Source organism: Paenibacillus sp. B2(2019) (assembly GCF_008370385.1).
Taxonomy (GTDB): domain Bacteria; phylum Bacillota; class Bacilli; order Paenibacillales; family Paenibacillaceae; genus Paenibacillus_AQ.
This window is the reverse complement of record NZ_VTZR01000020.1, coordinates 1-26,116: the sequence shown is the minus strand read 5'-3', so window position 1 is coordinate 26,116 and position 26,116 is coordinate 1. Positions and strand designations below refer to the sequence as shown.

At 45.0% G+C, this 26,116-nt stretch carries 17 protein-coding genes, 1 tRNA gene and 2 riboswitches; of the genes, 10 read left to right on the top strand and 8 right to left on the bottom strand.

Annotation, left to right across the window (positions count from 1 at the left end; all coding sequences use genetic code 11):
- Positions 1-53: 53 nt before the first annotated feature.
- From PAENI_RS17845 to PAENI_RS17830, 4 genes are all read left to right on the top strand, one after another.
- Entirely contained in the window at positions 54-1,979 is a 1,926-nt protein-coding gene (locus tag PAENI_RS17845; RefSeq protein ID WP_262495640.1) for a cache domain-containing sensor histidine kinase, read from the top strand.
- Positions 1,976-3,538, top strand: a complete 1,563-nt coding sequence (locus PAENI_RS17840; RefSeq protein WP_149646194.1) for a response regulator — start codon at positions 1,976-1,978, stop codon at positions 3,536-3,538. Before PAENI_RS17845 ends, PAENI_RS17840 begins: the two co-directional genes overlap by 4 nt.
- A gap of 148 nt (positions 3,539-3,686) precedes the next feature.
- Entirely contained in the window at positions 3,687-4,490 is an 804-nt protein-coding gene (locus tag PAENI_RS17835) for an AAC(3) family N-acetyltransferase (RefSeq protein WP_149646193.1), read from the top strand.
- Between the two features lie 38 nt (positions 4,491-4,528).
- The gene (locus tag PAENI_RS17830) at positions 4,529-5,167 is read left to right on the top strand and encodes a histidine phosphatase family protein (protein WP_149646192.1); all 639 of its coding nucleotides are present in this window, start codon (positions 4,529-4,531) and stop codon (positions 5,165-5,167) included.
- 83 nt (positions 5,168-5,250) lie between these two features.
- Here PAENI_RS17830 and PAENI_RS17825 read toward each other — a convergent pair whose 3' ends face one another.
- Positions 5,251-11,508: a 5'-nucleotidase C-terminal domain-containing protein gene (locus PAENI_RS17825; RefSeq protein ID WP_149646191.1), complete on the bottom strand. Its 6,258-nt coding sequence runs from the start codon at positions 11,506-11,508 to the stop codon at positions 5,251-5,253.
- Between the two features lie 435 nt (positions 11,509-11,943).
- On the bottom strand, positions 11,944-13,230 hold the full coding sequence (gene serS / locus PAENI_RS17820; RefSeq protein WP_149646190.1) for a serine--tRNA ligase: 1,287 nt from the start codon (positions 13,228-13,230) through the stop codon (positions 11,944-11,946).
- Positions 13,231-13,377: 147 nt separating this feature from the next.
- Between serS and PAENI_RS32255 the strand changes: the two genes are divergently transcribed.
- Both PAENI_RS32255 and ssuE read left to right on the top strand, forming a co-directional pair.
- Positions 13,378-13,581, top strand: a complete 204-nt coding sequence (locus PAENI_RS32255; protein WP_143759521.1) for a hypothetical protein — start codon at positions 13,378-13,380, stop codon at positions 13,579-13,581.
- Positions 13,582-13,727: 146 nt separating this feature from the next.
- Positions 13,728-14,276 (top strand): NADPH-dependent FMN reductase, encoded by a 549-nt coding sequence (gene ssuE, locus PAENI_RS17815; protein WP_042184465.1) that lies wholly within the window; start codon positions 13,728-13,730, stop codon positions 14,274-14,276.
- Positions 14,277-14,447: 171 nt separating this feature from the next.
- On the opposite strand, the gene PAENI_RS17810 is transcribed toward ssuE, so the two are convergent.
- The 4 genes from PAENI_RS17810 to PAENI_RS17795 form a co-directional block, all read right to left on the bottom strand.
- Positions 14,448-15,479 carry a ribonucleotide-diphosphate reductase subunit beta gene (locus PAENI_RS17810; protein WP_036682584.1) on the bottom strand — a complete coding sequence of 344 codons (1,032 nt, stop codon included), beginning with the start codon at positions 15,477-15,479 and terminating at the stop codon, positions 14,448-14,450.
- Positions 15,480-15,757: 278 nt separating this feature from the next.
- A complete protein-coding gene (locus tag PAENI_RS17805) occupies positions 15,758-18,091 on the bottom strand; it encodes a ribonucleoside-diphosphate reductase subunit alpha (RefSeq protein ID WP_042184468.1) in 2,334 nt (777 codons plus the stop codon).
- A 55-nt stretch (positions 18,092-18,146) separates the two neighbouring features.
- Positions 18,147-18,662, bottom strand: coding sequence for an anaerobic ribonucleoside-triphosphate reductase activating protein (nrdG, locus tag PAENI_RS17800; protein WP_149646189.1), 516 nt, complete (start codon positions 18,660-18,662; stop codon positions 18,147-18,149).
- The gene (locus tag PAENI_RS17795; RefSeq protein ID WP_149646188.1) at positions 18,659-20,644 is read right to left on the bottom strand and encodes an anaerobic ribonucleoside triphosphate reductase; all 1,986 of its coding nucleotides are present in this window, start codon (positions 20,642-20,644) and stop codon (positions 18,659-18,661) included. The genes nrdG and PAENI_RS17795 overlap by 4 nt, the downstream gene beginning before the upstream one ends.
- A 217-nt stretch (positions 20,645-20,861) precedes the next feature.
- A riboswitch (cobalamin riboswitch) is annotated at positions 20,862-21,095 on the bottom strand.
- A 374-nt stretch (positions 21,096-21,469) separates the two neighbouring features.
- On the opposite strand from PAENI_RS17795, the gene PAENI_RS17790 reads away from it, so the two are divergent.
- From PAENI_RS17790 to PAENI_RS17780, 3 genes are all read left to right on the top strand, one after another.
- The gene (locus PAENI_RS17790; protein WP_076285946.1) at positions 21,470-21,778 is read left to right on the top strand and encodes an MTH1187 family thiamine-binding protein; all 309 of its coding nucleotides are present in this window, start codon (positions 21,470-21,472) and stop codon (positions 21,776-21,778) included.
- A 95-nt stretch (positions 21,779-21,873) separates the two neighbouring features.
- Positions 21,874-21,945, top strand: a tRNA-Thr gene (locus PAENI_RS17785).
- A 315-nt stretch (positions 21,946-22,260) separates the two neighbouring features.
- Entirely contained in the window at positions 22,261-22,803 is a 543-nt protein-coding gene (locus PAENI_RS17780) for an NAD(P)H-dependent oxidoreductase (protein ID WP_149646187.1), read from the top strand.
- Positions 22,804-22,867: 64 nt separating this feature from the next.
- Here the strand turns inward: PAENI_RS17780 and PAENI_RS17775 are convergent, their stop codons facing one another.
- Together PAENI_RS17775 and PAENI_RS17770 are read right to left on the bottom strand one after the other, a co-directional pair.
- Positions 22,868-23,242 carry a winged helix-turn-helix transcriptional regulator gene (locus tag PAENI_RS17775; RefSeq protein ID WP_149646186.1) on the bottom strand — a complete coding sequence of 125 codons (375 nt, stop codon included), beginning with the start codon at positions 23,240-23,242 and terminating at the stop codon, positions 22,868-22,870.
- A 444-nt stretch (positions 23,243-23,686) separates the two neighbouring features.
- A complete protein-coding gene (locus tag PAENI_RS17770) occupies positions 23,687-24,079 on the bottom strand; it encodes a YhjD family protein (protein ID WP_042184484.1) in 393 nt (130 codons plus the stop codon).
- Between the two features lie 492 nt (positions 24,080-24,571).
- A riboswitch (cyclic di-GMP riboswitch) is annotated at positions 24,572-24,662 on the top strand.
- A gap of 110 nt (positions 24,663-24,772) precedes the next feature.
- Here PAENI_RS17770 and PAENI_RS17765 point away from each other — a divergent pair.
- Positions 24,773-26,116 (top strand): choice-of-anchor A family protein (locus PAENI_RS17765; RefSeq protein WP_149646185.1); only part of this gene is annotated, 1,344 nt, incomplete at its 3' end.

Genomic DNA, 26,116 nt, shown 5'->3' with positions numbered 1-26,116 from the left:
CTATAAATATGGTATAGATATTAAATAGGTTAAGTATTCACTATTTTAGCGAGGTGGACAGAACAGAAGTGTATAGTGTGAACAGGCGTGAGCGAGCTAGAGCATTATGGCATTCTTTTAGTTATTGGTGGGGAAGAAGATCTCTCCAGAGTCGTTTAATTGCAGCCTATGTTTTTATTATTTTAGGCCCGTGCTTGCTGGTATCCGTCTACTTCTATGAGTCTATCAATAATACCTATCTCAGAGATGCCGTCGAGAAAAATGATTATTTGCTGCAAATGGAAAAATTACATATCTATAATCAAATTGAGGCGATGGAACGTGCGGCGCAGATGGCTTATTCTGATACCGATGTAGAAGAATTCCTTGCGAATGAAACTGAACCCCAGCTAGTAGATTTGATTAATTTCAATACAAATGCCTATGTGAATATGACTCGTATTCAATTTAATAATCCGAATATTGAGCATTTGAGGCTGTATTCGAAAAGCAATAAAGTGCATGAAATTTGGCCGATTATCTTTCGGGAAGAGCGGGTTTCTTCCAAGCCATGGTTTCAGAAAGCGCTTCAATTGAAGGGACAGGAATACTGGTCTTTTCAGAAAAGTGATCCTGATCTGATGCAGAGATACTTGGAAGCACCGGCGGAAAGTCTGCCAAAGGTTTCGTTGTTGCGTGAGAAGAGTCGTCCAGCAGACAATCATATCGGTATGGTACAGGTGGATATGCTGCTGAGTCGTTTTACACCCAAGACGTATACAGACGTTCGGGATAATCAGACCCAGATGTTCCTTGTGGATAGTGAGCTGCAGGTTTTCACCAGACCGGACCATTCTTTTTTGCAGGATAATCTGAAGATGTCCGATATGATTGCAGAACGGTATAAGCATTTTCGGGAAACTGGAGCATGGGACAGTGAATACTCGGAGAATGGTCGATCGTTTTTGTTGATTAACACTCCGCTAGAACGTATTGATGCTTATTTGTTAAATGTAGTGTCCATGGAGGGAGTTATGAAGGATATCTCCCGAACGCGCAACTTAATCATTGGAGCCAATGTCGGGTTTATTACCTTGCTAACGCTGATTGCTTATGTGACAAATGCCTTTATTCTAAAAAATCTACGTAGATTGACCGAAACAATGAAAAAAGTACGGAGAGGTGAGGCCTACAGTGGAATTATGATTCGTGGTGGAGGGGAAGTCGGTGAGCTTGCCCATCATTTCTCCAAACTGATGAACACGATCAATACATTGGTGGCTCAAGCAGTGAGCAAGCAGGCATTGTCAAAAGAGGCTGAGCTACGTACGCTGCATAACCAGATTGACGCACATTTTTTGTATAATACGCTGGAAAATATTAAAATGCTGGCTGAAATTGAGAACCAACGAACGATCTCGGATGCATTAACCTCACTAGGAGGGATGATGCGTTATAATTTCAAATGGTCCGGAGAGTATGTGAAGCTGCGAGATGAAATTCGTCATATTGAGAACTACATTGAAGTGATGAATATTCGTTTTGAATATCCGGTTAAGCTGGTGCTTCATATTGAGCCTCGATATTTGGAGCTGGAGGTGCTTAAAATGTCACTGCAGCCTATTGTGGAGAACAGTGTTAAGCATGCTTGGTGTGGTGAGAAAGAAAATTTACAGGACCCGAGCATTCATATTCATATTTCGGAAACGGAAGGCGATATTTTCATAGAGCTTCGTGATAATGGCATGGGGCTGACACCAGAGCGTCTGCATGCTTTAAACGAGGCGATTTATGCAAAAGATGAACGCTGTGAGAGCACTGCTGAACTGAGGGAGGCTGACCGCCGAACAGGTGGCATCGGACTGAGAAATGTGCATCAGCGTCTGCAAATTTTTTATGGCGATGAATATGGGCTTGTAGTACAGAGTGAAGCAGGAAGTTGGACAATGGTACGTCTGACCTTGCCGAAAGTTCTTTTGACGGGAGATAAACAACTATGAAGAAGCTACTGATCATTGATGATGAGAAGAATATCCGTTACGGTCTCAAAACTATGATTGAAAGAGAATTTCCGTCCGTGTATACCATCACAATGGCGAGTAATGGCGCAGAGGGGTTAGATATCTTTAAGACCGACGGTGCAGATATTATTATTACAGATATTCGTATGCCAGTAATGGATGGAATTACGTTGTTGGAGCGGTTGTCTTCGGCGACAGGGGGCGAGAAAAGTCCGGCAGTGTTAATTTTAAGTGGGTATGACGATTTTGAATATGCCAAAAGCGCGATCCGTTATCGCGTGAAGGATTATTTACTTAAACCGATTCGTAGAGATGAATTATTCGAAATCTTGAAGTGTATAGACAAGGAGCAGGAGGAGCAGAATCTCAGCGCAAGGCAGCAGGAACAGGAAGCAGAACGTTTTCGCCGAGAGCTGCGTTCTAGCCGTTTACGCGAGCTGCTTATGCAGCAGGAAGTTCAGTTGGAGCGAGGGCAGCAGGAGAGCCTAGATGACTTGGAGGTTCCTTTTACAGTAGGTGTGTTGAATTACTATTGTAATGACGGAACAAGAATGAAGCCTGGGGATGTTCAGGGGCTGGTTGAACGATTGATGGGACCATTTAAAAAATGTTTTTCGGAAATCACAACGGACTGGGACGGTAAGCTAGTATTGCTCGGAACCAGAAAACAGGACTTTATTGAGCTGTCCAGACAAGCTGAAGCCAAAGAAATAATGGGATTGTCGATTGGAATAAGTAGCGAAGGAAGAAGTCTTGCAGATCTTCGTTCCTGTTATAAGGAAGCATGTCGGGCATTACAGTATACTTTTGTATATCCGCAAGTGAACTTGTTGAATTACGCGGATGTGAGTCAAGAACGGTCTAATTCCCCTTTACCGAAGGAGGAAATTCGCAAGCTGCTCAATATGCTTGGAACAGAACGCGAGAAGGAGATGAAGCATCTTCTGGCTGAGATTTTTCAGACCGAGCATTTGAAGGCGCTTGACCTGTCTTATTTGGAGTCGGTGGGACAGAATATCAATGAATTAGTGCTGGATGAAGTATTTCGGGTGCATGGGGAAGCCTCGGTTGAGGTATTAAAGCTATATCGTACGGTTGGTAACATGTATAACTATCGCCATTTCCATGATTATTATCGTGCGCTTGAGAATTTGCTCCTGAGTGTGAGTGATTATATTGTAGGGGTGCGCTCTGCTCATACGGAGCATGCTGTCATGGAGGAAGCGCTGAACTATATTGAAACGAACTATGCTCGTCCACTAAATATGGCTATGGTTAGTAACCATGTTTCTTTGAATTATTCTTATTTTAGCGAAGCCTTCAAAGCATATACTGGTGAGAATTTTGTCATTTATTTAAAAAAGGTACGCATCCGTCATGCTAAAGAACTGCTAGCGAAAGACTGTGGCAAGCTTGCTGAGGTTTCGGAGAAAGTAGGTTTTGAGAACAGTAAGCAATTTGCCCGTGTATTCAAAGAGTTGGAAGGGATCTCTCCAGGGGATTATAGAGCCAAAATGCTGTCTGAAGATTTTTCGTAAACGGCAGGATAAGTAGCTTTAGTATAAATATCATTGCTGTACTGTACCTTGATGGGTGTTAAGGGTGTCGTTAGAAGTGATCCTCCTATATAATGGCAGTGAGAAGCTTTGCTAGGATTAGCAGCAAGAGAGTTTGGAGGAATGAAGGGTGGAAGAAATTCAAGGCAATTTGATTACAGTTCAGACGTTGGCAGAGGACTTTCGGCGACTGGGTGTACAGGCGGGGATGACGATTATACTGCATTCGTCCTTCAAATCACTAGGCCAATGGGTGGCAGGTGGCCCGGTTGCCGTTATTTTGGCGCTTGAGGAGGTCCTTGGAGAGTCAGGTACACTTGTGATGCCCACGCATTCTAGTGATCTGACGGACCCTGCTGGCTGGAGTAACCCACCGGTGCCCGAATCTTGGTGGCAGAGTATCCGTGAGCAGATGCCGGCTTATGATCCAGACCTGACCCCACTGAGGGGAATGGGGGTTATTCCGGATTGCTTCCGTAGACAAAAAGAGGTAAAGCGCAGCGATCACCCCATTCATTCATTTGCGGCTTGGGGCAAGCATAGGGATGAGATTATATATGGTCACTCCCTCGAATACGGTTTGGGGGATGACTCTCCATTAGCTCGTATTTATGATCTGGGGGGAAGTGTGCTGCTGCTAGGCGTAGGAAATCTGAATAATACTTCATTACATCTTGCTGAATGCCGGGCCTTCTATGAAGGAAAGAAGGAAGTCATTGGCGGGGCACCTATACTAGTGGATGGTCATAGACAGTGGGTGGAATTCAAGGAGCTAGATTGGAACTCTGACGATTTCGTTGAACTTGCTGAGCAATTCGGGCAAGAGACAGGGCTCATTACAAATGGTCATATCGCCTCAGCTGCAGCTCAATTGATTCCACAGCGTGAAATTGTAGACTATGCGGTGAACTGGATGGAGCAAAACAGGAAGTAGACTATCTCTGAATTTGGGATTAGGAGGAGAAGCAACGGATGAGTACTACAACGATATATCTAACGCGTCATGGACAGACAGAATGGAATGTGCAGAATCGTATGCAAGGTCATATGGATTCTGCGCTGACGACGCTTGGCGTACAACAGGCGGAATGGTTGAGCCGGGGAATGCAGGCTACAAATCTGGATGTCATTTATGCAAGCTCTAGCCCAAGGGCGCTGCGTACAGCTGAAATTATACGCGGAGAGCGGGATGTTCCGCTGAAGATTTCCGATGCATTTAAAGAAATTGGCATGGGCGTATGGGAAGGTAGAGATTCTGCTGAACTGGCAGCTCAGTATTCAGACCAGCATCGTTATTTCTGGAAGGAACCCGACCGGTTTAAAGTGGAGGGCAGCGAGACCTTCGCAGAGGTGCAGACAAGAGCACTGGAGAAGCTTCAGGAAATTCTCACTGCCCATCAGGGTGAGACGATTCTTATCGTAACGCATACGGTAGTGATCAAGCTCTTGATGGCTTATTTTGAGGGCAGAGAGTTGCCTAAGCTATGGGATCTGCCTTACATATATCCAACCTGCTTATCCAGGATTGATTTTACGGATGGCGTGCCGGAGATCCTGCTGCACGGGGATACAAGTCATTATGAAGAGAATGAGGCTGGGATGGAATCCTAGGGTTATATGAAAAAGAGGCGGTTCCTCGAGTGCATTATGCACCCTAGGAACCGCCTTTTTGTCCTCAGAGCTGTGGGCCTTTATTAATTGATGAACTGAAGAGATTTCAAGGTCTTCTCCAGCATCGTAACGGCTTCAGCACGAGTTGCCAGCTTTTGTGGAGCAAAGGAACCGTCTTTCGCTCCTTGAATGATGCCCTCAGCAGCGATTTCTGCTACTGCTGCTTGGGACCAAGCAGGAATGCTTGCTGCGTCACTGAATTTAGCTAGTGCTGCAGGATCGGTATTTAAGGTTTTGCCCGTGTACTTGATGGCTTTAGCTAATACAGAGGCCATTTCTTGCCGAGTGATCGGGCTACCTGGCTTAAAGCTGCCATCGGTATAACCAGAAATCAATTCGGCTTCTGCAGCAGTGCGAATAGCATCAGCATACCATGCACTTGGATTTACATCCTTAAATGTTGTCTCGCCACCCGTTGTCACAAGTCCAAGAGAACGCGTAATTAATGCTGCGAACTCAGCCCGTGTGATCGACTGTGAAGGAGAGAATGTATCGCTATTGGTTCCACTAACGATCAGTTTGGAAGCTAACAGATCAATGGACGCTTTAGCCCAGTGTCCGCTAATATCTCCGAACGTTTTGGAAGATTTAACAACGGTGTAATAGCTGTTGCTGTTCCGTTTAATCGTAACATCTGTTGTTCCATTAGCCTTAGGGGCAAATACCGCAGGCACGAAGGAAATCTTGCCTGTAGCAGGATCGAAGACGACTGCCGTTGCGTTATTTGAATTTAAGGAAGTAGGTACATTGATCGTCCGATTAACATAAGTACTGCCGAAGTTGTTCAGCGGTACACGCTTAGATCCGGCTACTGCTGAAACACTAAATTCGATTACTGGAGCAGCTAAAGTAGCATTACCTAGCTGTGAAGCGATAGCTTGGTTTGTGCTGCTTAGCGTTTTCGAATCCGCTAATAGAATGGATACCGTAATTGTAAAGTCGCTGGTGCCTAATTGAGCGGCAAGCGATACACTGTTTACAACACTGAGCGGCAAGGAATACGAAGCGCCATCAGTAGTAAGGGTAAGAATGGTGTTAGGCTGTGCAGCAGCTTGTTTTACAAGCACACTGCCTGGGAGTTCTACTTGAGCGCCGCCAGTAGTCGCTTTAACCGGAATAACCAGTTCATGTTTACCAGTTGGCAGCTCAGCAAGTTGTTTGGTCAGATCAGCAGCATCAATTGTTGTTACTTGCGGTGCAGTCGTTGGTGCTGTTGTTGCAGTAGGTGTTGGTGCTACTGTTGCTGTTGATGTTGGAACTGTTGGTGATGTTGGCACTGGTGTTGGATCTGGTGTTGGCACTGGTGTTGGGTCTGGTGTTGGGGTTATCTCCGGCAATGGTGCACCTTTCAGATCCACAATCCGGCCCTCAACAGCGGAAGTGTTCGCAGTGACAGTTCCAACTTCTTTAAGATACTTCGTAAATACATCAAAGTCCGGCAGGTACAGCAGATTCACACGGCCTTCTTTATAGGCCTTCTCAAGGGAAGTATAGAAATCTCCACCTTTAGCTGTGAAAGCATTAGTAGCTACTTCATAAGATGCTTTTAGATCTAGAGGAACGTATTTGTCTCCGTTCTTCACTTCGATACGTAATACACGTTCGTTCACAGGCTTCGTAGAGTCATAATAGAATTTCAACCCTGCAACATGCGGGAAACGTCCGTCTGCTGCTGGAGTTTTGGAAACCCCATTCTCCATTGCATCTTTAATTTCTTGTCCGGTCAAAGTGATCGTAACCAGATCGTTGTTGAAAGGAAGTACTCCGAGTACTTCACCTTGTGTAATCGGTCCTTCATTGATGGACTCGCGAATACCGCCACCATTTTGCAGGGCGATTACGGCATTAGTGCCAGCTTTCTTGGCTGCAAAAAGCATACCATCGGCAATCAGGTTACCGAGGTTGGTTTCCTTTGTGCGAACATTATCACGAACGCCGTTTAGAACAACCTCTGAGTTTCCTACTACCTCATTGCTCAGTTCTAGAATACCTGGCTTATATTTGGTATCCAGGATCTTTTTAGCTTCAGGATCTTCTGCGATAACGTAGTTAGCGCCGTTCTTAGCGTCGATGGAGATTAATTGGTCTTTCCAATTTGTCAGTACGCCATCTTTGTTAAATTTAACTTCAAGCTGTCCAAGGAAAAGTCCCTTTTCACCGGTCTGTACAATAAGCTTCGGTGCATTAGGATCGCTGTTATCTACAACCGCTTGATCTAATTGCGTGTGGCTGTGACCACCGACAATAATATCAATGCCATTAACCGCTTTGGCTAACTTGAGATCCTCTTCGTAACCAAGGTGTGAGAGAACAATAATCTTGTTAATCTTTTCTTTTTGCAGCATAGCGACAGTTTCTTTTGCCTTCACTACAGCATTCTCAAAAGTCACTTTACCTGGTGAAGCAATGTTGGCAGTATCTTCTGTCGTCAGACCAATGATACCAACCTGTTCTCCGTCAACTTCTTTGATTAGAGCGGGGTAGATGGTTGCCGCATTATCCGATCGACCAATTTCGTTGGTGAACATTTTGCTTAGAATATCATCTGCAGAGAAATTCACATTAGATGAGACAAAAGGGAACTTAGCGTTGCCGATAAATTTGGAAAGCGTATCAGAATCTTTATCAAATTCATGATTACCGAAAGTCATAGCGTCATATTTGACCAGATTCATAAAGGCCAGATCTGCTTGACCCAGATACTTGTTGAAGTAGAGTGTTCCGGAGAACACATCACCCGCATCGAGAAGAATAGGGTTTTCTGTAGTCGCCTTAGCATTTTTGATTGCCGTTACACGGCGTAGAATGTTATTTGGTGAGCTTACAGTATCTAGTCCTGCATGCGTATCGTTGGTGTGTAGAACTGTTAATGGGAAATCTTCAGCAGTACTAAAATCAATCTGTGCTACAACCGCATCATGATCGGATACCCGACCTTTCGATGGAGAGAAGTCGGCATTTAGATGGACGACATCTACTTTGGAAGAAGCCGTTAGATTTTTACTGACAAGAATATGATCCAGTACTTGAGAGTTTCCGTCATAGGTGTACGTATACTGCTCATTTAAAGGCAATGTGTCGATCAAATTGTCCAGCTCTGTACCTTTTAAAATAGTTGCAGTTTTAGTGAATTGGAAATCATTCAAATCGCCAAGAGCTACGACGTTGGTTTCAGGATTTGCAGTCAGAACCTCTTTGACAAATCCGTTTACGACCGCCGCAATTTTATGACGTTGTGTTTCACTGGACAATACCGGTGGCTGAACGTTCCCGAAAGGACCATTATCGCCGCCTTTTGAATTGAAATGGTTTGCGATCACGATCACTTTTTCGCCGCCGAAAATAAATTGTGCAGCAAGTGGTTTACGTGAACTAGCAAATGCAGCATTCGTTGGATCAATTCGTCCCGGATTGTAAGTCAGCTTGTCTGTCGCTGCATCATAAGCAACGGATTGCGTAGATGTACCTTTTTGACCGTTTACACTATCCGCAAGCTGTACTCTTGCTGGATTGTACAAGAAGCCTACGCGAATGTTTCCGCCTGGAGCTCCGCCATCCTGATTGTTGACTGGAGCGATGTCTGTGTATTTATATACAGGACCGCCAGCAGTTTCAATAGCCTTAATCAGTTCGTCAGCACTTGCTTCAGTGATTCCATTGTTGGTTTCACCATTGCTATCCTGCATTTCGACCACGCCGATAATGTCAGGCTTTTTCATATTATTCGTGATGGAGTCGGCAAGTTTCTGGATTTTTGTTGCTCCGACGCCTGGGTAGAAGTTCTCAATGTTGTATGAAGCGATTAATAGCTTGTCCTCATTAACCTCAAGAGTAGTTGTCTCTTGTTTAAAAGTACTTGGGGTAATGGTTGGCAGCTTACCGTTCTCCGGAATTACTTTGAAATTGCCATTGTTGTATCCGATGACTCCTGTAACATCTCCAGCGAACTTATCTCCGGTGATGACTTCTTGACCCGGATTTCCATAAGCAATAATAAGGCGCTGAGGATTGAATTGGTTATATTCTTTTAGAACTAGTCCACCGGCTGGTGTGATGACATCAGGAGTATCATTTTCTACTCTTGTAGGGATGTTATAAAGCATGGAATTTCCGCTACCACTTGTCCAGTAAGGACTAATAATCGTAGGGGTAGGGAGTTTTACAAGCATACCTTCTAACGATTCATAAAAATCTATGGCATCTTCACTAGGTTCAAAATCAGTCATGCTGTCATTATCAATGATGGAAGAAGGAATAGCTCTTCCACCTTTGCCAAGTACGATAGGTTCAGGCACAGTATAACTAGAAGAGGAATCTACTGTTAGTGATGTCATATTAATTTGAGTGGAGGTTAGATTGCTCGCACTTCCTTCGTTATACTCGGAAACGGCTCCATTAACGCGCACTAAATCTCCAACTTTAGGTTTAAGGGATGCATTTGTGCTGTAAACGAAAATACCTTCCGATGTGTTCACATTATTGTCCGGCTGAGGGTCCTGCATAAAGAAACCTCTATAAGCGCCAGTTGCGAATGTGTATCCGTATTGGGTAACGATACCTTCTACGTCAGTAACGTTCTGACCTACATACTCAGAGGCATGAGATTCTCCTTGAATATCATGTATACGAGGGAGATCAGAAGCTTTATAAGCAAAGGTATACACCTTACTTGTCTTGCCATCTGCTACGACAATTGCATTAATGGTAAGATCTTTACTAACTGTAATTGGATCTGAATAAAGCTTGCTTGCTGCTGTCGGTTCAGTTCCATCGGTCGTGTAATGAATTTGTGCTCCAAGGGTAGGGCTGGATAGGGTCACAGCACTTCCTTTAATGATGCGACCTGCACCAGGGCTCGCCATTACGGAAAAGGTTTCTTCCACCAAAGCGTTTTCGTTAAGTGGAATGAATTGATAAGTTGTATTATATTGCTCGATAACCCCAGTGATACTATCAAAGGTTGCACCCTTCACTAGTTTAGGCAGGGTTGAGAAAATTGTGAATTGTTGTCCGCCTTGACTTGCAGTCACTGTATTTCCATTTACATTATCTATAGTGACATTATTCATAGTTACCAGCTGAGCTTCATGGTTTTCGCCGTTCGCTGCAGACAAGTCGGTTGCTGTAATCAATTTAGGTGCGGGTACACCTACATCATTCGCAACGACAGAGTATTGAAGTCCGCTTTGGAGTTTGAGCTCTTGCAGGTTGCTGTAGATATCCATCTCGCCACTAACTGCAACACGATCTCCAACGTTTGCGAACTCTGGGAATCCATAAAGTACGATCCCGCCGGTTCCATCCTGAATATACATTTTTGCTGCGTTAATGTGAGTTACGATACCTTCTGTTGAAATATTCTGACCTTTATTACCAAGGCGTGCTGTTGCGACGTCTGTTTTGGTCAGAATCGTGTAGTCAAAAGTCGTTATTGCGCTGTTTGGCATATTCGGTTCTGAAGCATACGCTTTAATCGTAGTGTCCTCAGTTAAGGTAATAGGCCCTGTGTAAGGTTGAAAATCAGTTGAACCACCTGATCCATAAACAGCTGAATAGACGGATGCTCCAACTGTCGGAGAGTTCAGAGAAATTTCAGTGCCTACCGGCCAGGCATTAGCGGCTGGTGAAGCTACTACGGAGCTAGCTGTCTCTGGTGCTTTACCATAACTACTATTGCGTGGACTTGCTGCTTGAACAACAAAATCCGTAACGTTGTTATCCGTATCTAGACCACGGCTATCAGCTGGTGCACCAGCTGCAGCTTTACGAATAGCGGCTGTTGCGTTGGTGAGAGCAGGGGTTGGAGTTCCCTCAACACCTGTAGCTGTACCATAGCCAACTAAATCTATCGTATTATTCGATGGGTCAACCAAGTCGACTTTACCGTTTGTCCCACTCATAGCTAGGATACCTGCGGCATCAGGAGTAGGTAGTGCAGCAGTTCCTCCTGTTCCTGCAGCCTCTTGGACGAGGTAGTATCCATTTGCAGGAATAGTTCCTGTTAATTCTGTTCCGCTGCTAAAGGTTCCAGTTGCGGAAGTATACCGAACTTTCCATCCAGTCAAAACTACTGGTTTGTTGGTAGGATTGTATAATTCAATAAAATCATTCTTAAACTCTGCTCCGCTGTTTCCACCACCGCCATAGACTTGTGAGATAACAATATTGCTATTATCCGGTGCTGCCTCGGCAGTCTGAATAGCTGGTAGCACACTGCCGACAAGCATTAACATTGCCAGTCCACTAGCCCACCATTTCCTTACTCTTGAAGAAATAATCATTTGGATAAGTATTCTCCCCTCAAATCTTTTATTAGAAACCTACTAAATCTTATCATTCAAATGTAAAATGAAAGGTTGGTTTGCATTAATATAAATTAAAGGTTCTATAAATTAAAATAAAAAAATAAAAAATTATTGTTTTCGCATAAGAATAGGGGCTGAAAATAGTGCATAAATACAATAATCCTTAAAATCTAGTGTTTATTGGATGATGAATAGTCCCATATATGAATTGATTTTTATAGTTGAATTATCAAAGGATTACAACAAATGTATTCTATACTTCTGTTAAATTTTACATTTGAATAACAATAGAGAAGGAGTTATTGGGCTCGGCTATTCGGGAGGTCTTAGAACAAAAAAAAATGCCCATTCAGCTTCTTGTTGAGAAGTGAATAGGCATTACTTATTTTAAATTTACTTGGATAAAACAGACTACTGTTGTGGAAGCTCTAGCCGCTCTAATCCGTCCATATATTTGCGCAGCGCCTGAGGGATGTAGATAGAACCATCCTCTTGCTGGTGATTCTCCAGCAGCGGAATTAGAATTCTTGGCGTAGCCACTGCGGTGTTATTTAAGGTATGGCAGTATTGTAAGCGACCATCCGCATCCCGATAACGGATGCCCGAACGGCGGGCTTGGAAATCGAGTAGATTAGAAGCCGAATGGGTCTCACCGTATGCGCCTCTGCTAGGCATCCATGTCTCGATGTCATACTGCTTATGCGTCTTCAGGGACATATCCCCTGTGCAGACAGCCATGACTCGATAGGGGAGCTCTAAGAGCTGAAGAATGTGCTCAGCATTTGCGAGGATCTCGTGAAGCATATGGTCCGAGACACCTTCGTCATTTCGGCATAAGATGACTTGCTCAATCTTCGAGAACTGATGTACGCGGTACAGTCCGCGCACATCTCGCCCCGCTGATCCAACTTCACGGCGGAAGCAAGTCGACATTCCGGCTAGTCGCATGGGTGTGTCAAGCTCTACAATCTCATCGCTGTAGAGTGAAACTAGTGACACTTCAGATGTGCCTACCAGCCAGCGATTATCTCCGCTGAGCTCGTACGTCTGATCCATCCCACCCGGGAAGAATCCGGTTCGCTCCAACGCTTCAGGGCGGACAATCACAGGAACATCCATCACGGTGAATCCGCGTGCAGTGAGCACATCTAGGGCTAGTCTCTGTACAGCAAGATGTAACATCAGTCCGGCTCCTTTAAGCACATAGCTGCGAGGACCGCCTGCTTTGACGCCACGTGGGATATCGATGATATCGTGGAGTTCACCTAGCTCTACATGGTCACGAGGCGTAAAGTCGAATTCCGGCACCGCTCCGTTCAACCGCAGTTCTACGTTATCGTTATCATCGTGGCCGATGGGTGTATCCTGCGACACCGGATTCGGTGCGAGCAGCATGAGCTCTCTACAGCGGCGTTCAGCCTCGTTCAGATCTGCTTCCAGCAGGCTCAGCCGATGATTGAGTTCTCGTACCTGTGCTTTGACGATCTCTCCAGCAGGGCGGTCACCCTGCCGTAATAATCGTTCAACCTCTTTGGTTAGCCCATTACGTTCGGCTCTCATTTGTTCTGTTTCTTGTCGCAGGCCCCGGCGCTTCTCATCCCAATCCAGCAATTCATCCAGTGGGAAGTCGATTCTTTTCCAGGTGGCAGTGTTTCTTACAAGTTCTTGATTATCCTTGATCCAGCTCATTTCCAGCATATCGCTCGCTCCTTTTTGTTTAAAAGATAAGAGAGTGTAAGTTTCACACTTCACTTTATCCTTCTATTTCTCGCACAAACACTTACCGTCCTTATAAGGACGCCGAAGGTATTTATGCTTGAAAAAACGCAAAAAACGCCCTCATCCATGGGACGAGGAGCGTCAGCTCGCGGTGCCACCCAGGTTGATCGAATCTCCTTAACAGCAGGAAAGAATTCGACCCTCTTTGGTCTTCGCGGTAACGGGCGAAACCCGGTGAACTTAGGGAGTCATTATAGGCTCCGGTCGCAGACGCCTCACGGTTGGATGCCGATCATTGGCCTGATTGTTGGATTTAATATTGTTGCTTAGTATATCGCAAGAGTGGGATGAGCGCAAGCGTTTATGGTTTGACAATAATATCTAATCTGCGATAGGATTAATATTAATTTAAAGTATTCCTGTCGGGATAAATATTTGCAGTGTGAGCTGCTTAATGGGATGAAAGAGGTGGAGAAGTGGCTAAAATTGTTGTGATTAACGGAACACCTTCCTTGGTATCGCGCATCAATGCAGTTATAGAGTATGCGGAGGCAAGCTTAACGGATCAGGGCTTTGAGGTTGAGCGTATTAACGTTGCAGAGCTGCCAGCGGAAGATTTGATTCATACCAAGTTTGAGAGTGATTCTATCGTTAAAGCGAATGGCCTTGTAGCCGAAGCGGATGCGGTAATCGTGGTTAGCCCGGTTTATAAAGCCTCTTATACAGGCGTGCTGAAGACCTTCTTGGATCTAGTTCCACAAAAGGGATTGGCCGGTAAAATCGTACTCCCGCTCTTCATGGGTGGCAGTCTTGCACATCTACTTACGATTGATTATGCATTGAAACCTGTATTGTCTGTACTCGGTGCACGCTACATTCTTGGTGGAGTGTATGCCGTGGATTCTCAGGTGGTTCGTAATGATCACGGAGTGGTAGAGCTTGCTGAGGAGCTGAAGCTGCGACTGAATGATGCGTTAGCTGAGCTGGCAGAAGAAACTACACATCGTGTGGAACGCAAGGCTTAAGACTAAGTAGCAAGCATTCTGTTTCGGATGGATTCATACCAACTATATAAGCGTCTCATTCATACCTGATCCAAGGGGTGAAGAGACGCTTTTTGCTATAGTAAAAAGGCCATCTCACTGTGAAAGTAGAGAATGGCCTCTTTTTTATATAGGGTTCGTTATAATCCTGTCTTACAAATCGTCGAATCCGTTATCGTCGCCAACCTTACCGTAGTTACGGGATTTAGCTTCGAAGAAGTCGGTTTTGGTGGCATTAAGCGCATCATCGGAGAAAGGTTTGATCCAAGGCATGCAGTTAACGTCAACACCTTGGTAGGCTTTTTCCATACCCATCAAGGTTAAGCGCTTGTTCGCTGTATATTTGATGTAGTCACTAAGCTCGTTAAGATCAATACCGCGGACATTAGTAAGGGTGTAGTAAGCCCAGTTGGTTTCAAGCTCTACCGCGCGGTCGATCGTACGATACACGTAATCCATGTTCTCTTTAGTGTTCAACTCAGGGAAATCTACAAGTAGCTGCTTAAATACTTCTGCGAAGAAATAGCAGTGCTGATTCTCGTCACGTTGGATATAAGAGATCATTTGGCTGGTCGCCATCATCTTCTGGTCACGGGCCAGATTGTAGAAGAAGGCGAAGGTGCTGTAGAAGAAAATTCCTTCCAAGATGAGATCCGCTACCAGTGCATGGAAAAAGGTTTGTCTCGTAGGGTTATCACGGAACTCTTGATAAATATCAGAGATAAACTGATTGCGTTCCAGCAGGACAGGGTCTTTTTTCCAATATTCAAAAATTTCTTTCTGCTCACTTTCCGACACGATAGAGGAAAGAACATAGGAATAGGATTGGTTATGCACCACTTCTTGTTGTCCGATAATGGCAGAGATAGCTTCTAGAGAAGAGTCAGTAAAATAGCGCTTTACGTCGCTTACGAACATCGTCTGCATCGAGTCTAACACGGCGAGCAGGGAGATGTTGATCTTAAATACGCGTTGCTCCTCAGCATCGAGCATAGGGAATTGTTGCGCATCTTTGGACATTGGGATTTCATCCGCGATCCAGTGATTAAGCAGCAGCACCTTGTACAGCTTGTACATATGCGGCATGCGAATATCGTTCCAGTTCAGAATACCGGAGCACTCACCGTCGATGATGCGTGTGGATTGGTTAGGTGCTTCAGTGTTAAAAATCTTTTGTAGTTGCATTTATTTTCCCTCCATTTTTTTGCGCGGGTAATTCGTCTTGTCTGGTCTTTAATTAAATTAGGTTGATGAAGTAACGGAGAGGAAGTTTGGAGCTGTAGGAGCGATAGCGTTCGCCCGAAAGCTTTCCGTAGGAAAGCTCGCATCGAAAGCATATGCTATCCTCGGATTTCTACCGCAGACGGTATAAATCAATAAATCTGAGGATAACAGCGACCGGAAGCCCAAACATTGCTCGCAGTTACGATTAAATCACCGAATTTTTTAAAGCAGTAAGACTCTTAGCTAGCGCAAGAATCACACTCTTCTATTGTCAAAGCACGGCTACGCACATAATAAGTTGATTTCAATCCGCCCTTCCAGGCGTTCAGATGCAGCTCAAGGAACTCGGTAGCCTTGATGTCAGGACGAACATACAGGTTGAAGCTTTGGCCTTGATCGACGTGACGCTGACGAGCAGAAGCCATGCGGATCGACCAGTTTTGGTCAATTGTAAACGCAGTTTTATAGTACCAAATCGTCTTGTCGGACAGATCCGGTGCTGGGTTAGCGATCTTGTATGTTGTTTTCTCTTCATAGGAAAGCAGTTCATACAAAGGATCAATGCTGGCTGTGGAGCCGGCAATAATCGATGTGGAGCCGTTCGGTGCAATTGCGAACATCCATGCGTTACGAACACCGTCTTTAGCCACTTCTTCTTGCAGCTCGCGCCATTGTTCAGTGGTTACATATTTACCTTCTTGTTCACCGCTAACGTAGCCACGTGAAGTAAAATATGCACCTGTCTCCCAATCGGAACCGGCGAACTTCGGATAACGGCCTTTTTCACGGGCAAGCTCCATGCTCGAACGTACCAACAGGTAGTTAATATGTTCATACAAATGGTTGTTATATTCTACGGCTTCATCAGATTCCCAACGAATGCCCTTGAGTGCCAATAGGTGATGCAAGCCGAATGTGCCGAGACCCACTGCGCGGTATTGGCTGTTCGTGTATTGTGCTTGCAGAACTTCAATATTATTAATGTCGATTACGTTGTCCAGCATACGTACTTGGATAGGTACAAGTCTTTCCAGCACACCAGCTGGAATCGCACGTGCCAAGTGAATCGAATTCAGGTTGCAGACTACGAAATCGCCAGGGATTTTGGAGATAACAATCCGGGTCTTGCCATCTTTGGTTACTAATTCTTCCTGTTCAATAACGGTAGCGGATTGATTCTGCATAATTTCTGTGCACAGGTTGGAAGAGAAGACCATACCTTGGTGACGGTTCGGGTTCGTCCGGTTAACCGTATCACGGTAGAACATATATGGAGTACCTGTTTCAAGCTGTGATTTCATAATCCGTTTCATGATGTCGATCGCAGGAACGGTAATACGGGACAATTCCAAATTGGCTGTAGCTTCAGCATATTTTTCACGGAAAGTGCCTTTACCAAGCTCTTCATCGTAGAAGTCTTCCAGACCAAGCGGACGACCGTTCTCATCCGTCCAGCCCATAACCTTCTTCACTTCATGTGGGCAGAAGAGGTTCCAGTGGCTGCGTGATTCAACGGCTTCCATGAACAAGTCCGGCAGGGTTACACCGTGGAATACGTCATGTGCACGCATACGCTCGTCACCATTATTTAGTTTAAGATCGAGGAAAGCGAGAATATCTTTATGGAATACATCAAGGTAGACAGCGACAGCACCTTTACGTGTTCCGAGCTGGTCTACACTGACTGCTGTATTGTTCAATTGGCGAATCCAAGGAATTACGCCGGAGCTAGTGTTCTTATGGCCACGGATATCCGAACCCCGTGCCCGTACTTTACCAAGGTAGACGCCGATACCGCCGCCCATTTTGCTAAGGCGCGCTACGTCTGTATTAGAGTCAAAGATACCCTCTAGGGAATCGTCTACCGTATCAATGAAGCAGCTGGATAGCTGTCCAGCGACCTTTTTGCCGGCATTGGACATTGTAGGGGTAGCAGCTGTCATGTAGATGTTGCTCATAGCCCAGTAAGCTTCTTTTACAAGCTCAAGACGTTTCTCAGCTGGTTCACGGTGCATCAGGTACATAGCAATAATCATATAACGTTCTTGTGGAAGCTCCATTACACGGCCGTCAAAATCATGCGCCAAATAACGGTCGGATAGCGTAAGCAGACCGATATAGTCAAACAAAAGATCGCGTGTATAATCGATACACCCACCTAGTTCGATAATTTGTTCTTTGGTGTAATGACTTAGAAGCTCTTCACGATAGATTCCTTTTTTTACGAGATCCGTAATTAGCGGGTACAGCTCACCGTAAGGCTCTTCTGGATAAGCTTTATAGCGGCGATGAACGGCTGCTTTTTTATAAAGGGTAGTCAGAAGGGCACGGGCAGCTGCAAACTTCCAAGTAGGCTCTTCTTTCGTTACAAGCTCTAGAGCACTCATGGTGAAGGCATTGCTAATTTCTTCTCCGCTTACGGAGTCACGACGCAGTTTGGAAATTACTCCCCGCAGCAATGTTTCTTTATTTAGTTGATCAAGACCTTCTAAGATACGGTCGGCGTATACGGAAAGGCGCTTCTCATCAAAAGCCAGTTGGCGATTATCTGGTTTTACTACGAATTGTGGCATGGTTATTTCATCCCTTCTTATTTTGGGTTAATTTTGAATATCAAAAATTGATATATTATAGCGCAGTAGGCTGCCACAGAAAGACCTCCGAGCCGTTCGTACTGGCCGGAATGTCGATTATGCGTTGGTTAGAGCTTCCTCGGTAAGGAAGTGTAGTATCTTTCAATTCTTCTATAAAACGTCCATCTATTAATACCTGACACTGTGTAAGTAGATTCCACTCCGGCGAACCGGGAAGGGCGGTTAGTTCCTCATACGTATAACCACTGTAAATCCAGATGGGGAAGCCTGGGAGCACGGTGCGAAGCTCATGAATGAACCCAAGTACCTCTTCTGCCGAGAAAAAAGGATCGCCGCCTGCCAGTGTTAGACCATCCAGCAAAGGGTTAGCGGCGATTTCTGCAATGATTTCATGTTGACGTTCTAAGGTGAAGAATTCTCCATATTTAAAGTTCCATGTCTCGGGATTAAAGCATCCCGGGCAACGATGGCGGCAGCCGCTGATGAAGAGGACGGCCCGCATGCCCTCTCCCTCGTTAATCGACTCCGGATAGTATCCGCAAATATTCATAGATGCTTAACGCGATCCCGTACTTCGGCTTGTTTGGCGGCATTGAAGCGGGTCTGATAGTCGCCAGTTAAATAACCTGTAACTCTGCGCAAACGACGGATATGCACGTCATTCTCATGTGCGTTGCAGGAAGGACAGTTTGTCCCAATTACGCCTTCGTATCCGCAGCTGGAGCAGCGGTCAATCGGATGGTTAATGCTGAAGTAGCTGACCTGTTGTTCTAGTGCATATTTAATGATTTTGATAAAAGCAGATGGATTGCTGCGGGCATTGCCATTTAATTCGACATAAGAAATAGCCCCGGCATTGCAGTATTCATGGAAAGGAGCTTCCAAGCTGATCTTCTGAGCAGCACCTAGATCGTAGTATACAGGGATGTGGAAAGAGTTCGTATAATACTCACGGTCAGTTACGCCCGGAATAGAACCCAGTACCTTGCGATCAATCTTGGTGAATTTGCCGGACAGGCCCTCTGCTGGTGTTGCGAACAAGGTAATGTTGAGATTAAGTTCCTCACTTTTAAGGTCGCAATACTCCCGCATGTGACGCACGATAGCGACAGCCTTGGCATGGACTTCCATATCCTCGCCATGGTGTTTGCCGTACATAGCTTTCATGCATTCCGCCATACCGATGAAGCCAAGCGACAGACTACCATGTTTCAGCAGTTCGCCTACAGAGTCTTCAGGAGCGAGATTTTCGCCGCCTTCCCAGACGCCTTCTCGCATCATGAAATCGGATGCTTTAGCTTTTTGCGCGCTTTGGATGTGGAACCGATGAAGAAGTCCTTCCAGCGCAATATCCATATAGTGATTTAGATCCTCATAGAAGCCAGCTTCGTCTGCGACGGTACGTCGGCCTGTTACTGTGCCGTGTGCCAGACCGAGCCGAACCAGATTCAGTGTATTAAAGGAAAGGTTGCCCTTCCCGGAGCAATGATTACGCCCAAAACGGTCACCGAGCACTCGGGTGCGGCAGCCCATTGTAGCAAATTCCGTATCAGGATCACTTGGATCATAATACTGCAAGTTTAGCGGAGCGTCCAGATTAGCGAAGTTCGGATATAGTCTGCGTGCAGAACATTCCGCCGCTTTTAGGAACAATTCATAGTTAGGATCGCCTTGCTGTTGATTGACTCCTTGCTTGCATTTGAAGATTTGAATCGGGAACACAGGTGTTTCTCCGCTGCCAAGTCCGTTCATCGTTGCTGTTAGCAGGGAGCTGATCACAAGCTGACCTTCTGGTGAAGTACAAGTACCATAATTGATGCTGGTAAACGGAATTTGCCCACCGGATCGGCTGGACATGGTATTGAGATTATGTACCATACTTTCAGCCGCTTGCAGGGTTTCGATTTCGGTTTCCTTTAGTGCAAAACGGAACGCTTTTGGATATAACTCCGCCAGATCGGTCCGGCTCATTGTAATCTCGCCCAAAGATTCATTAGCTTGTCCCTCATCAAAATAATCCAGACCCTTGCGGAACAGCTTAGCGAAGGATTTGGTTACATAAGGTGCCAGATCATAGTCGAGCTTATTGGCGGATACGCCGCCATATTGAGCATTTTGCTGGGATTGAAAAATAATTGCTACCAGTGACATAGCTGTCATTATGGAGTTCGGAGGACGAACACTGCCGTTGCCGGTGTTGAAGCCTTCGCGGAGAAGCTTATCAAACGGGATAAAAATGCAGTTAGTCGTTCCGATTGCGTATTGATCCAGATCATGCACATAGACGACATTGTCATCAATGGCTTGCACTAGCTGCGGCGGCATCGTAAAGTTGCGGGCGTACCATTTTGAATATTCACTGCCGAACTTGCTCATTTTACCGGAGAAACTCTCTCCGTTCAAATTGGCATTCTCGCGCAGCAAGTCCAAATCCCGGCTGTCGATAATATCGCGTCCTAAATCAATGAGCTCTTCTAAAAGAACTTCTCGTGCATTTGTTGTACCGTTAAATTGTCTCTCCAACAACGTCATTGTATAGCTCTCCTCTCAGTCTATCGTCCTATCATTAAGAAGTTGGACCGCATAAGCGGCCGTATATTCATTGTGATCTCATAAAAAAAGCATCCTCTAGCGAGGATGGCAGAAAATGCCCGATGCGTTATGTAAATATCCACACAGATATTTGCAGTGGCCTCTAAGAAGATGACCGCATGCGGACACCGTTCCTGTTCCTCGCAGGCACTCATAGTTGGTGTCGTCGAAACAGGCAGGTCTCCTGGCTTCCGTAGGACCTCTCAGCGCCTTCCCAAGGGGTTCTTACCCCTCAGTGGCTTCTGCCAGGAGATCTGCCCATCTTAAGCTTCTAAAAGCTTGTAAAGGGCATCCGGTTACAGTGGCGGGACCGCAGCGGATTTTCACCGTACTTCCCTATTAAGCTCTAATTCCGATAAAGGATCAAAGCGCCTGTCTCCACTATATTTTGTTGTCGTTAGATAAAAATAACCCAAGATGTTGTGTTTGTAAACAGTTTTTTAGAAAACCCGCGCGGGGAGCGGGTTCTTCAAAAGTACTCCACAAATGATCCACAGGCTGTCCATAAGTAATCCACAATTGATCCACAGGCATATAAAAAATGATTCATAAATTGTCCGAAAAGATGCCACAAAGAGTCCATAAATGTAGTGCAGATGACCCTAGAATTCATGTTAGAAAAAATACTTGTGGCGAAAGTCATATTTCGGAGAATTTTGGGGAAAGAAGAAGGGGCATAATAAAGCTGAGATCATTTGTGGGAGAGCGGTGGAGTTGTTACAATAGAAGGAGACACATACTTTAAAATTCCGAGGAGGTATTCTCATGCCTATTGCTGAAGTAACCGTTATTCCGATTGGAACAGGTAGTACGAGCCTTAGCAGTTATGTTGCGGATATGCAGCGAGTGCTGAAGACGGTAGAAGGGATTACTTATGAGCTTACATCCATGGGTACAATCATTGAAGGGCCTCTTCAGCGTATTTTTGCTGCAGTCGAAGCGCTGCACGAGTCTCCTTTTGCCGCAGGTGCAGAGCGTGTCTCTACCTCACTTAAAATAGACGACCGCCGCGATAAACCCTCCACTAGCCGTGGAAAGCTGGAGTCTGTGGAGCGTAAACTACAGGTGGAATAGCAGTTCGGGAGAGTAGGGAAATAGGGAGAAATAGGCTTGCGTTTCTGGCTGAAAGTTGTATAATATTTTTTGTTTGACAGAAAAATCAGCCTTAAGCTGGTGTAGCTCAGGGGTAGAGCAACGCACTCGTAATGCGTAGGCCGGGGGTTCAATTCCCTTCACCAGCATATCTAAGAATTGCGCAATGGCACGGTTTCCGGGATTTCGGGACCGTGCCATTTGTCTTGAAATCACCTATCTTCTAACATTCGTCTAACCTTTACTCAAGTAAAATGGCGGAATGACCCAGTCTCTCTTGTGTGATATTTGGTGTACACCGAAGACGAGATTCGCCCCGAAGACTATACATCAATCATACGTGCAGGCAGGTTGCAGTGCTTACCTTTAGGTAAGTACGTGAACTAAAAGTGCATACTTACGCGATGGCATGGTGGGAGGTATACTCAAGTCCTAAATCTGATTCAAACATGGAGGATACACCATTGAAAACACTTATTGTCGTCACGCACCCAAACATCGAAACATCCGTCGTTAATAAACGCTGGATCGAAGAACTCCGTAAATATCCAGACAAATATACGGTGCACGAGCTGTACAAAGCCTATCCCGATGAAAAAATCAACGTGGAAAAGGAACAACAACTGATTGAAGCGCATGATAAGCTCGTCTTACAATTCCCTGTCTACTGGTTTAGTAGTCCACCTCTGCTTAAAAAGTGGTTGAACGAAGTATTTACTTACGGATGGGCATATGGTTCGAAGAGTGATAAATTAAGAAATCGAAAAATCGCATTAGCTGTAACTGCCGGAGGAAGTGCAAAAGACTTTAGTGAAGAAGGTAAACTCGGCTACGGGCTTGACCGTATTTTATCTCCCTTTGACACGACTTTTTTGTACTGCAACGCTGATTATCGTTCCTTCTATGCCATTTATGGCACGGAATCTGAGACGGTAGGAAGTACGGATTACTTAAAGAAATTGGATATTAGTTCGCAAGGCTATGTTGAATTTATCGAAAATATGTAATTAGAATTGAAACAAAAAGCAGCATTTTCATTAATGGAAATGCTGCTTTTGTCATAAGTTGTCGTTAAATCGTAAAAGGTATGCTTATCTCTTGCGCGGCTGGAACGAAGTTTTTCTCTCCCCAAGTGCACATCATATCCAGCACCGGAATAAGCGATTGGCCCTTCTCGGTTAAGGAATACTCAACTTTAGGGGGAATCTGGGGGAATTCCTCGCGCCTGACGAGACAGTCGGCTTCCAGTTCTTTCAACATAACGCTTAACGTCTTAAAAGGTATTGTACCGATACCCCGTTGCAGTTCATTGAACCGCACGATCTTGTTTTCAGAGAGATGGTAGAGAATAGTCATTTTATATTTACCACTAATGATAGACAAGGTGTAGCCAAAGCTAGTGTCCTTCTGCTGAATGCCAGGTGGTATACAGATTTCATCACTCATGGGCTAGTACCCTCCTTCAGAAAATATTCAACGAAAAGGCAAACGCCTGTTGTCGCTCCGTACTCAGGTCCCGACTTTATTATGTTTTCAACCTGCTATCAAGTCATCCTGCGAGCAACGAACTCACTATATCATTTTGAAACAATTAGTTCAAAGCACTCATGGCTAACTATCAATCGGTCGATTTTCTCTGTCGGCGAAGAGGGCCTCTTTGGTTGGAGATCAAAAGTGTCAAGCGGATAGCCTAAGCGACGAATTGAAGTTTTTTAATGTAATTTTCATGTGAGCATCATCTTATTTTCAGGTTCAAGGTATATATTGAAGACACCAAACACCCCCCAGTGTTTTGTGGTATAAATCTCTCAGGTCTTGCCAACTCCCATGGTAAGGCCTATTTTTTTGTTCGCTAATTAAATGGGGGAGGGGGGCAGCTTCTTCGCTACTTCACTTAATCTGATACTGCTCTTCATAGCTCTTAAAAGATGAAATATCCAGACCGAGATATCTGCGCATATGAATGGCAGCTTGGGCAGCGACAATGTCGTTTAACAGCAGCATTCGTTCATGGTATCCACGACATATAAATTTGGCTTCTATCCCCGTGTTAAGTCTGTTCTGCTCATAAACCTTGATTCCACGTTTTCTCATCTCTGAACGAACATCTCTTAGATCTGTTGTAGCAACTGCTGCGGCTGTTTCAAGAACCTCCAGATAGGGGGTGGGTGTTCGTAAATGTGCAGATAGAATGGCGGAGTCCCGTTCGAAAGCTGATAAAATCATCGGAAGCAATAAATAAGATTTCACCAGCATGTTGTCCCTGCTTTCAGCTCTATTCATGAATCTCATCACCTCTAATGGGAACGTATATTCGTATTCTACCCCGATATTCCAAAAATAATCAATGGTATTTCTAAACAGCTAGTCCAATGTGATTGAATTCACAACTAAATTAGAAAGAATAAAATATATTAAAATTGTAATAATAAAATATAATGCTTCAGACTTATATAAAGGGAGAATTAGGATGAAAGAGGAAGGAAGTCTCCACCGTGGAATGGTATTTGGTTTGATTCTAAGTATTCCATTATGGATATCGATATTAGGTTGGATAAAGTTACTTTAAAATTAAAGGAAAACCTTTGTGTGAAGCGCATTTAGGCGCTTTTTTTTGTGCTTGCTTACGCGTATGAATATCAAAAGGAATTGATTGACAATTGTGGGGATGGAGCGCTAAACTATTATTAGTTCAAAAGTATTAAAAGTCATAGACTATTATTTAATAGGATGCTTAAAATGCTAGTTCTAATCTGCAAGTCAATACATATATTATCATGATAATAGCAAACCGCCTGAAAGGGTGGGACGCAAAGTCCAGGAGTCTAAAGTGTCTTAAATGCGCTATGACCGTCCGACTGCCATGAGAAGGGAATTCCACTTCTTTTTTGGCGGTCTTTTTTGTTGTTAGGTCCTTTAGAGTTTCTGGTAATTATTCTGATTAAATATAAATCATAGATTTAGGAGGTGTGCTTTTTGAAAAGAAGAATGAAACCGCTGCTTGCACTAGTATTAGCGGGGATATTGACGGTAGGTAGTGGGCTTTCTGGAGGTCATTTGGTAAATGCGGCTGGGGAGGTGCTTCCCTATACTCCTACACCTGTGTTAGGTATTGCAGGGAATTTTAATACTTTTATTTTTGGGGATTTCAAACAATCTAATGATCAGGTTCATGGGCGCCTTGCGGCCAAAGGTAACATTACTTTGCAGAATTACGGTGTATCCAAGGATAATCCAGGCGGAGATGTTCTTATTGCTGGTAATGACATCAGTTTTACTAATGGGACTGTTCATGGAGCATCCGTTTATGGTGGTGTTTTTTCCGGCAACGGTGTAGATCTTAAAGAACCAGCGAGAAAAGGGACTCCTATTGATTTTGATGCTGAAGAGCAATTTCTTATTGGACGTTCTAATGATTTCTCTTCGCTTGCTACAATAGGAACTTTCAAAAAGGAATATGGGAAAATAACGATTGATGCTCCGGAACCATTTAACGTTCTTAATCTTAGTGCTGCCGATTTCGCTGGTGCTAATGGCTTACAGTTTAATATTGCAAATAGCGCCACAGTTATCATTAACGTTAGCGGAAGTTCAGTTAACATTCCAAGCTTTCAAATCTGGGGAGGTAGCCCTAACAAGGTATTATTTAATTTTTATGAAGCTAGCACTGTTGATATTGGAAGTTTAACAATAGAAGGAACTATCCTAGCTCCGCTTGCAAAAGTAACTTATAATTCCGGTGAACTGCATGGGACGCTGATTGCAAAGGGATTTTCTGGTGGGGTGCAGATGCATTGGTATCCATATGGAGGGGAAGAACCACCTCCGACACCAACGCCGACCGTGACACCAACACCGACGCCGACCGTGACGCCAACACCGACGCCGACCGTGACACCAACACCAACGCCGACCGTGACCCCAACACCGACGCCGACCGTGACGCCAACACCAACGCCGACCGTGACCCCAACACCGACGCCGGCCGTGACGCCAACACCGACGCCGACCGTGACGCCAACACCGACGCCGACCGTGACACCAACACCGACGCCGACCGTGACACCAACACCGACGCCGACCGTGACGCCTACGCCGTGCGTGACACCGACACCGAAGCCAACACACACACCAAAGCCAACACCGACACCGAAGCCGACACACACACCAAAGCCAACACCGACACCGAAGCCAACGCACACACCAAAGCCAACACCGACACCGAAGCCAACGCACACACCAAAGCCAACACACACACCAAAACCAACACCAACGCCGATCGTGACGCCAACACCAACGCCGATCGTGACGCCAACACCA

What these genes read in the sequence shown, in the direction of transcription:
- serS (WP_149646190.1), bottom strand. Translation starts at nt 13,230, where the DNA reads ATGCTGGAAATGAGCTGGATCAAGGATAATCAAGAACTTGTAAGAAAC.
- PAENI_RS17825 (WP_149646191.1), bottom strand. Translation starts at nt 11,508, where the DNA reads ATGATTATTTCTTCAAGAGTAAGGAAATGGTGGGCTAGTGGACTGGCA.
- PAENI_RS17795 (WP_149646188.1), bottom strand. Translation starts at nt 20,644, where the DNA reads ATGACGTTGTTGGAGAGACAATTTAACGGTACAACAAATGCACGAGAA.
- PAENI_RS17840 (WP_149646194.1), top strand. Translation starts at nt 1,976, where the DNA reads ATGAAGAAGCTACTGATCATTGATGATGAGAAGAATATCCGTTACGGT.
- PAENI_RS32255 (WP_143759521.1), top strand. Translation starts at nt 13,378, where the DNA reads ATGGGACGAGGAGCGTCAGCTCGCGGTGCCACCCAGGTTGATCGAATC.
- PAENI_RS17810 (WP_036682584.1), bottom strand. Translation starts at nt 15,479, where the DNA reads ATGCAACTACAAAAGATTTTTAACACTGAAGCACCTAACCAATCCACA.
- PAENI_RS17770 (WP_042184484.1), bottom strand. Translation starts at nt 24,079, where the DNA reads ATGAATAGAGCTGAAAGCAGGGACAACATGCTGGTGAAATCTTATTTA.
- PAENI_RS17830 (WP_149646192.1), top strand. Translation starts at nt 4,529, where the DNA reads ATGAGTACTACAACGATATATCTAACGCGTCATGGACAGACAGAATGG.
- PAENI_RS17805 (WP_042184468.1), bottom strand. Translation starts at nt 18,091, where the DNA reads ATGCCACAATTCGTAGTAAAACCAGATAATCGCCAACTGGCTTTTGAT.
- nrdG (WP_149646189.1), bottom strand. Translation starts at nt 18,662, where the DNA reads ATGAATATTTGCGGATACTATCCGGAGTCGATTAACGAGGGAGAGGGC.
- PAENI_RS17790 (WP_076285946.1), top strand. Translation starts at nt 21,470, where the DNA reads ATGCCTATTGCTGAAGTAACCGTTATTCCGATTGGAACAGGTAGTACG.
- PAENI_RS17775 (WP_149646186.1), bottom strand. Translation starts at nt 23,242, where the DNA reads ATGAGTGATGAAATCTGTATACCACCTGGCATTCAGCAGAAGGACACT.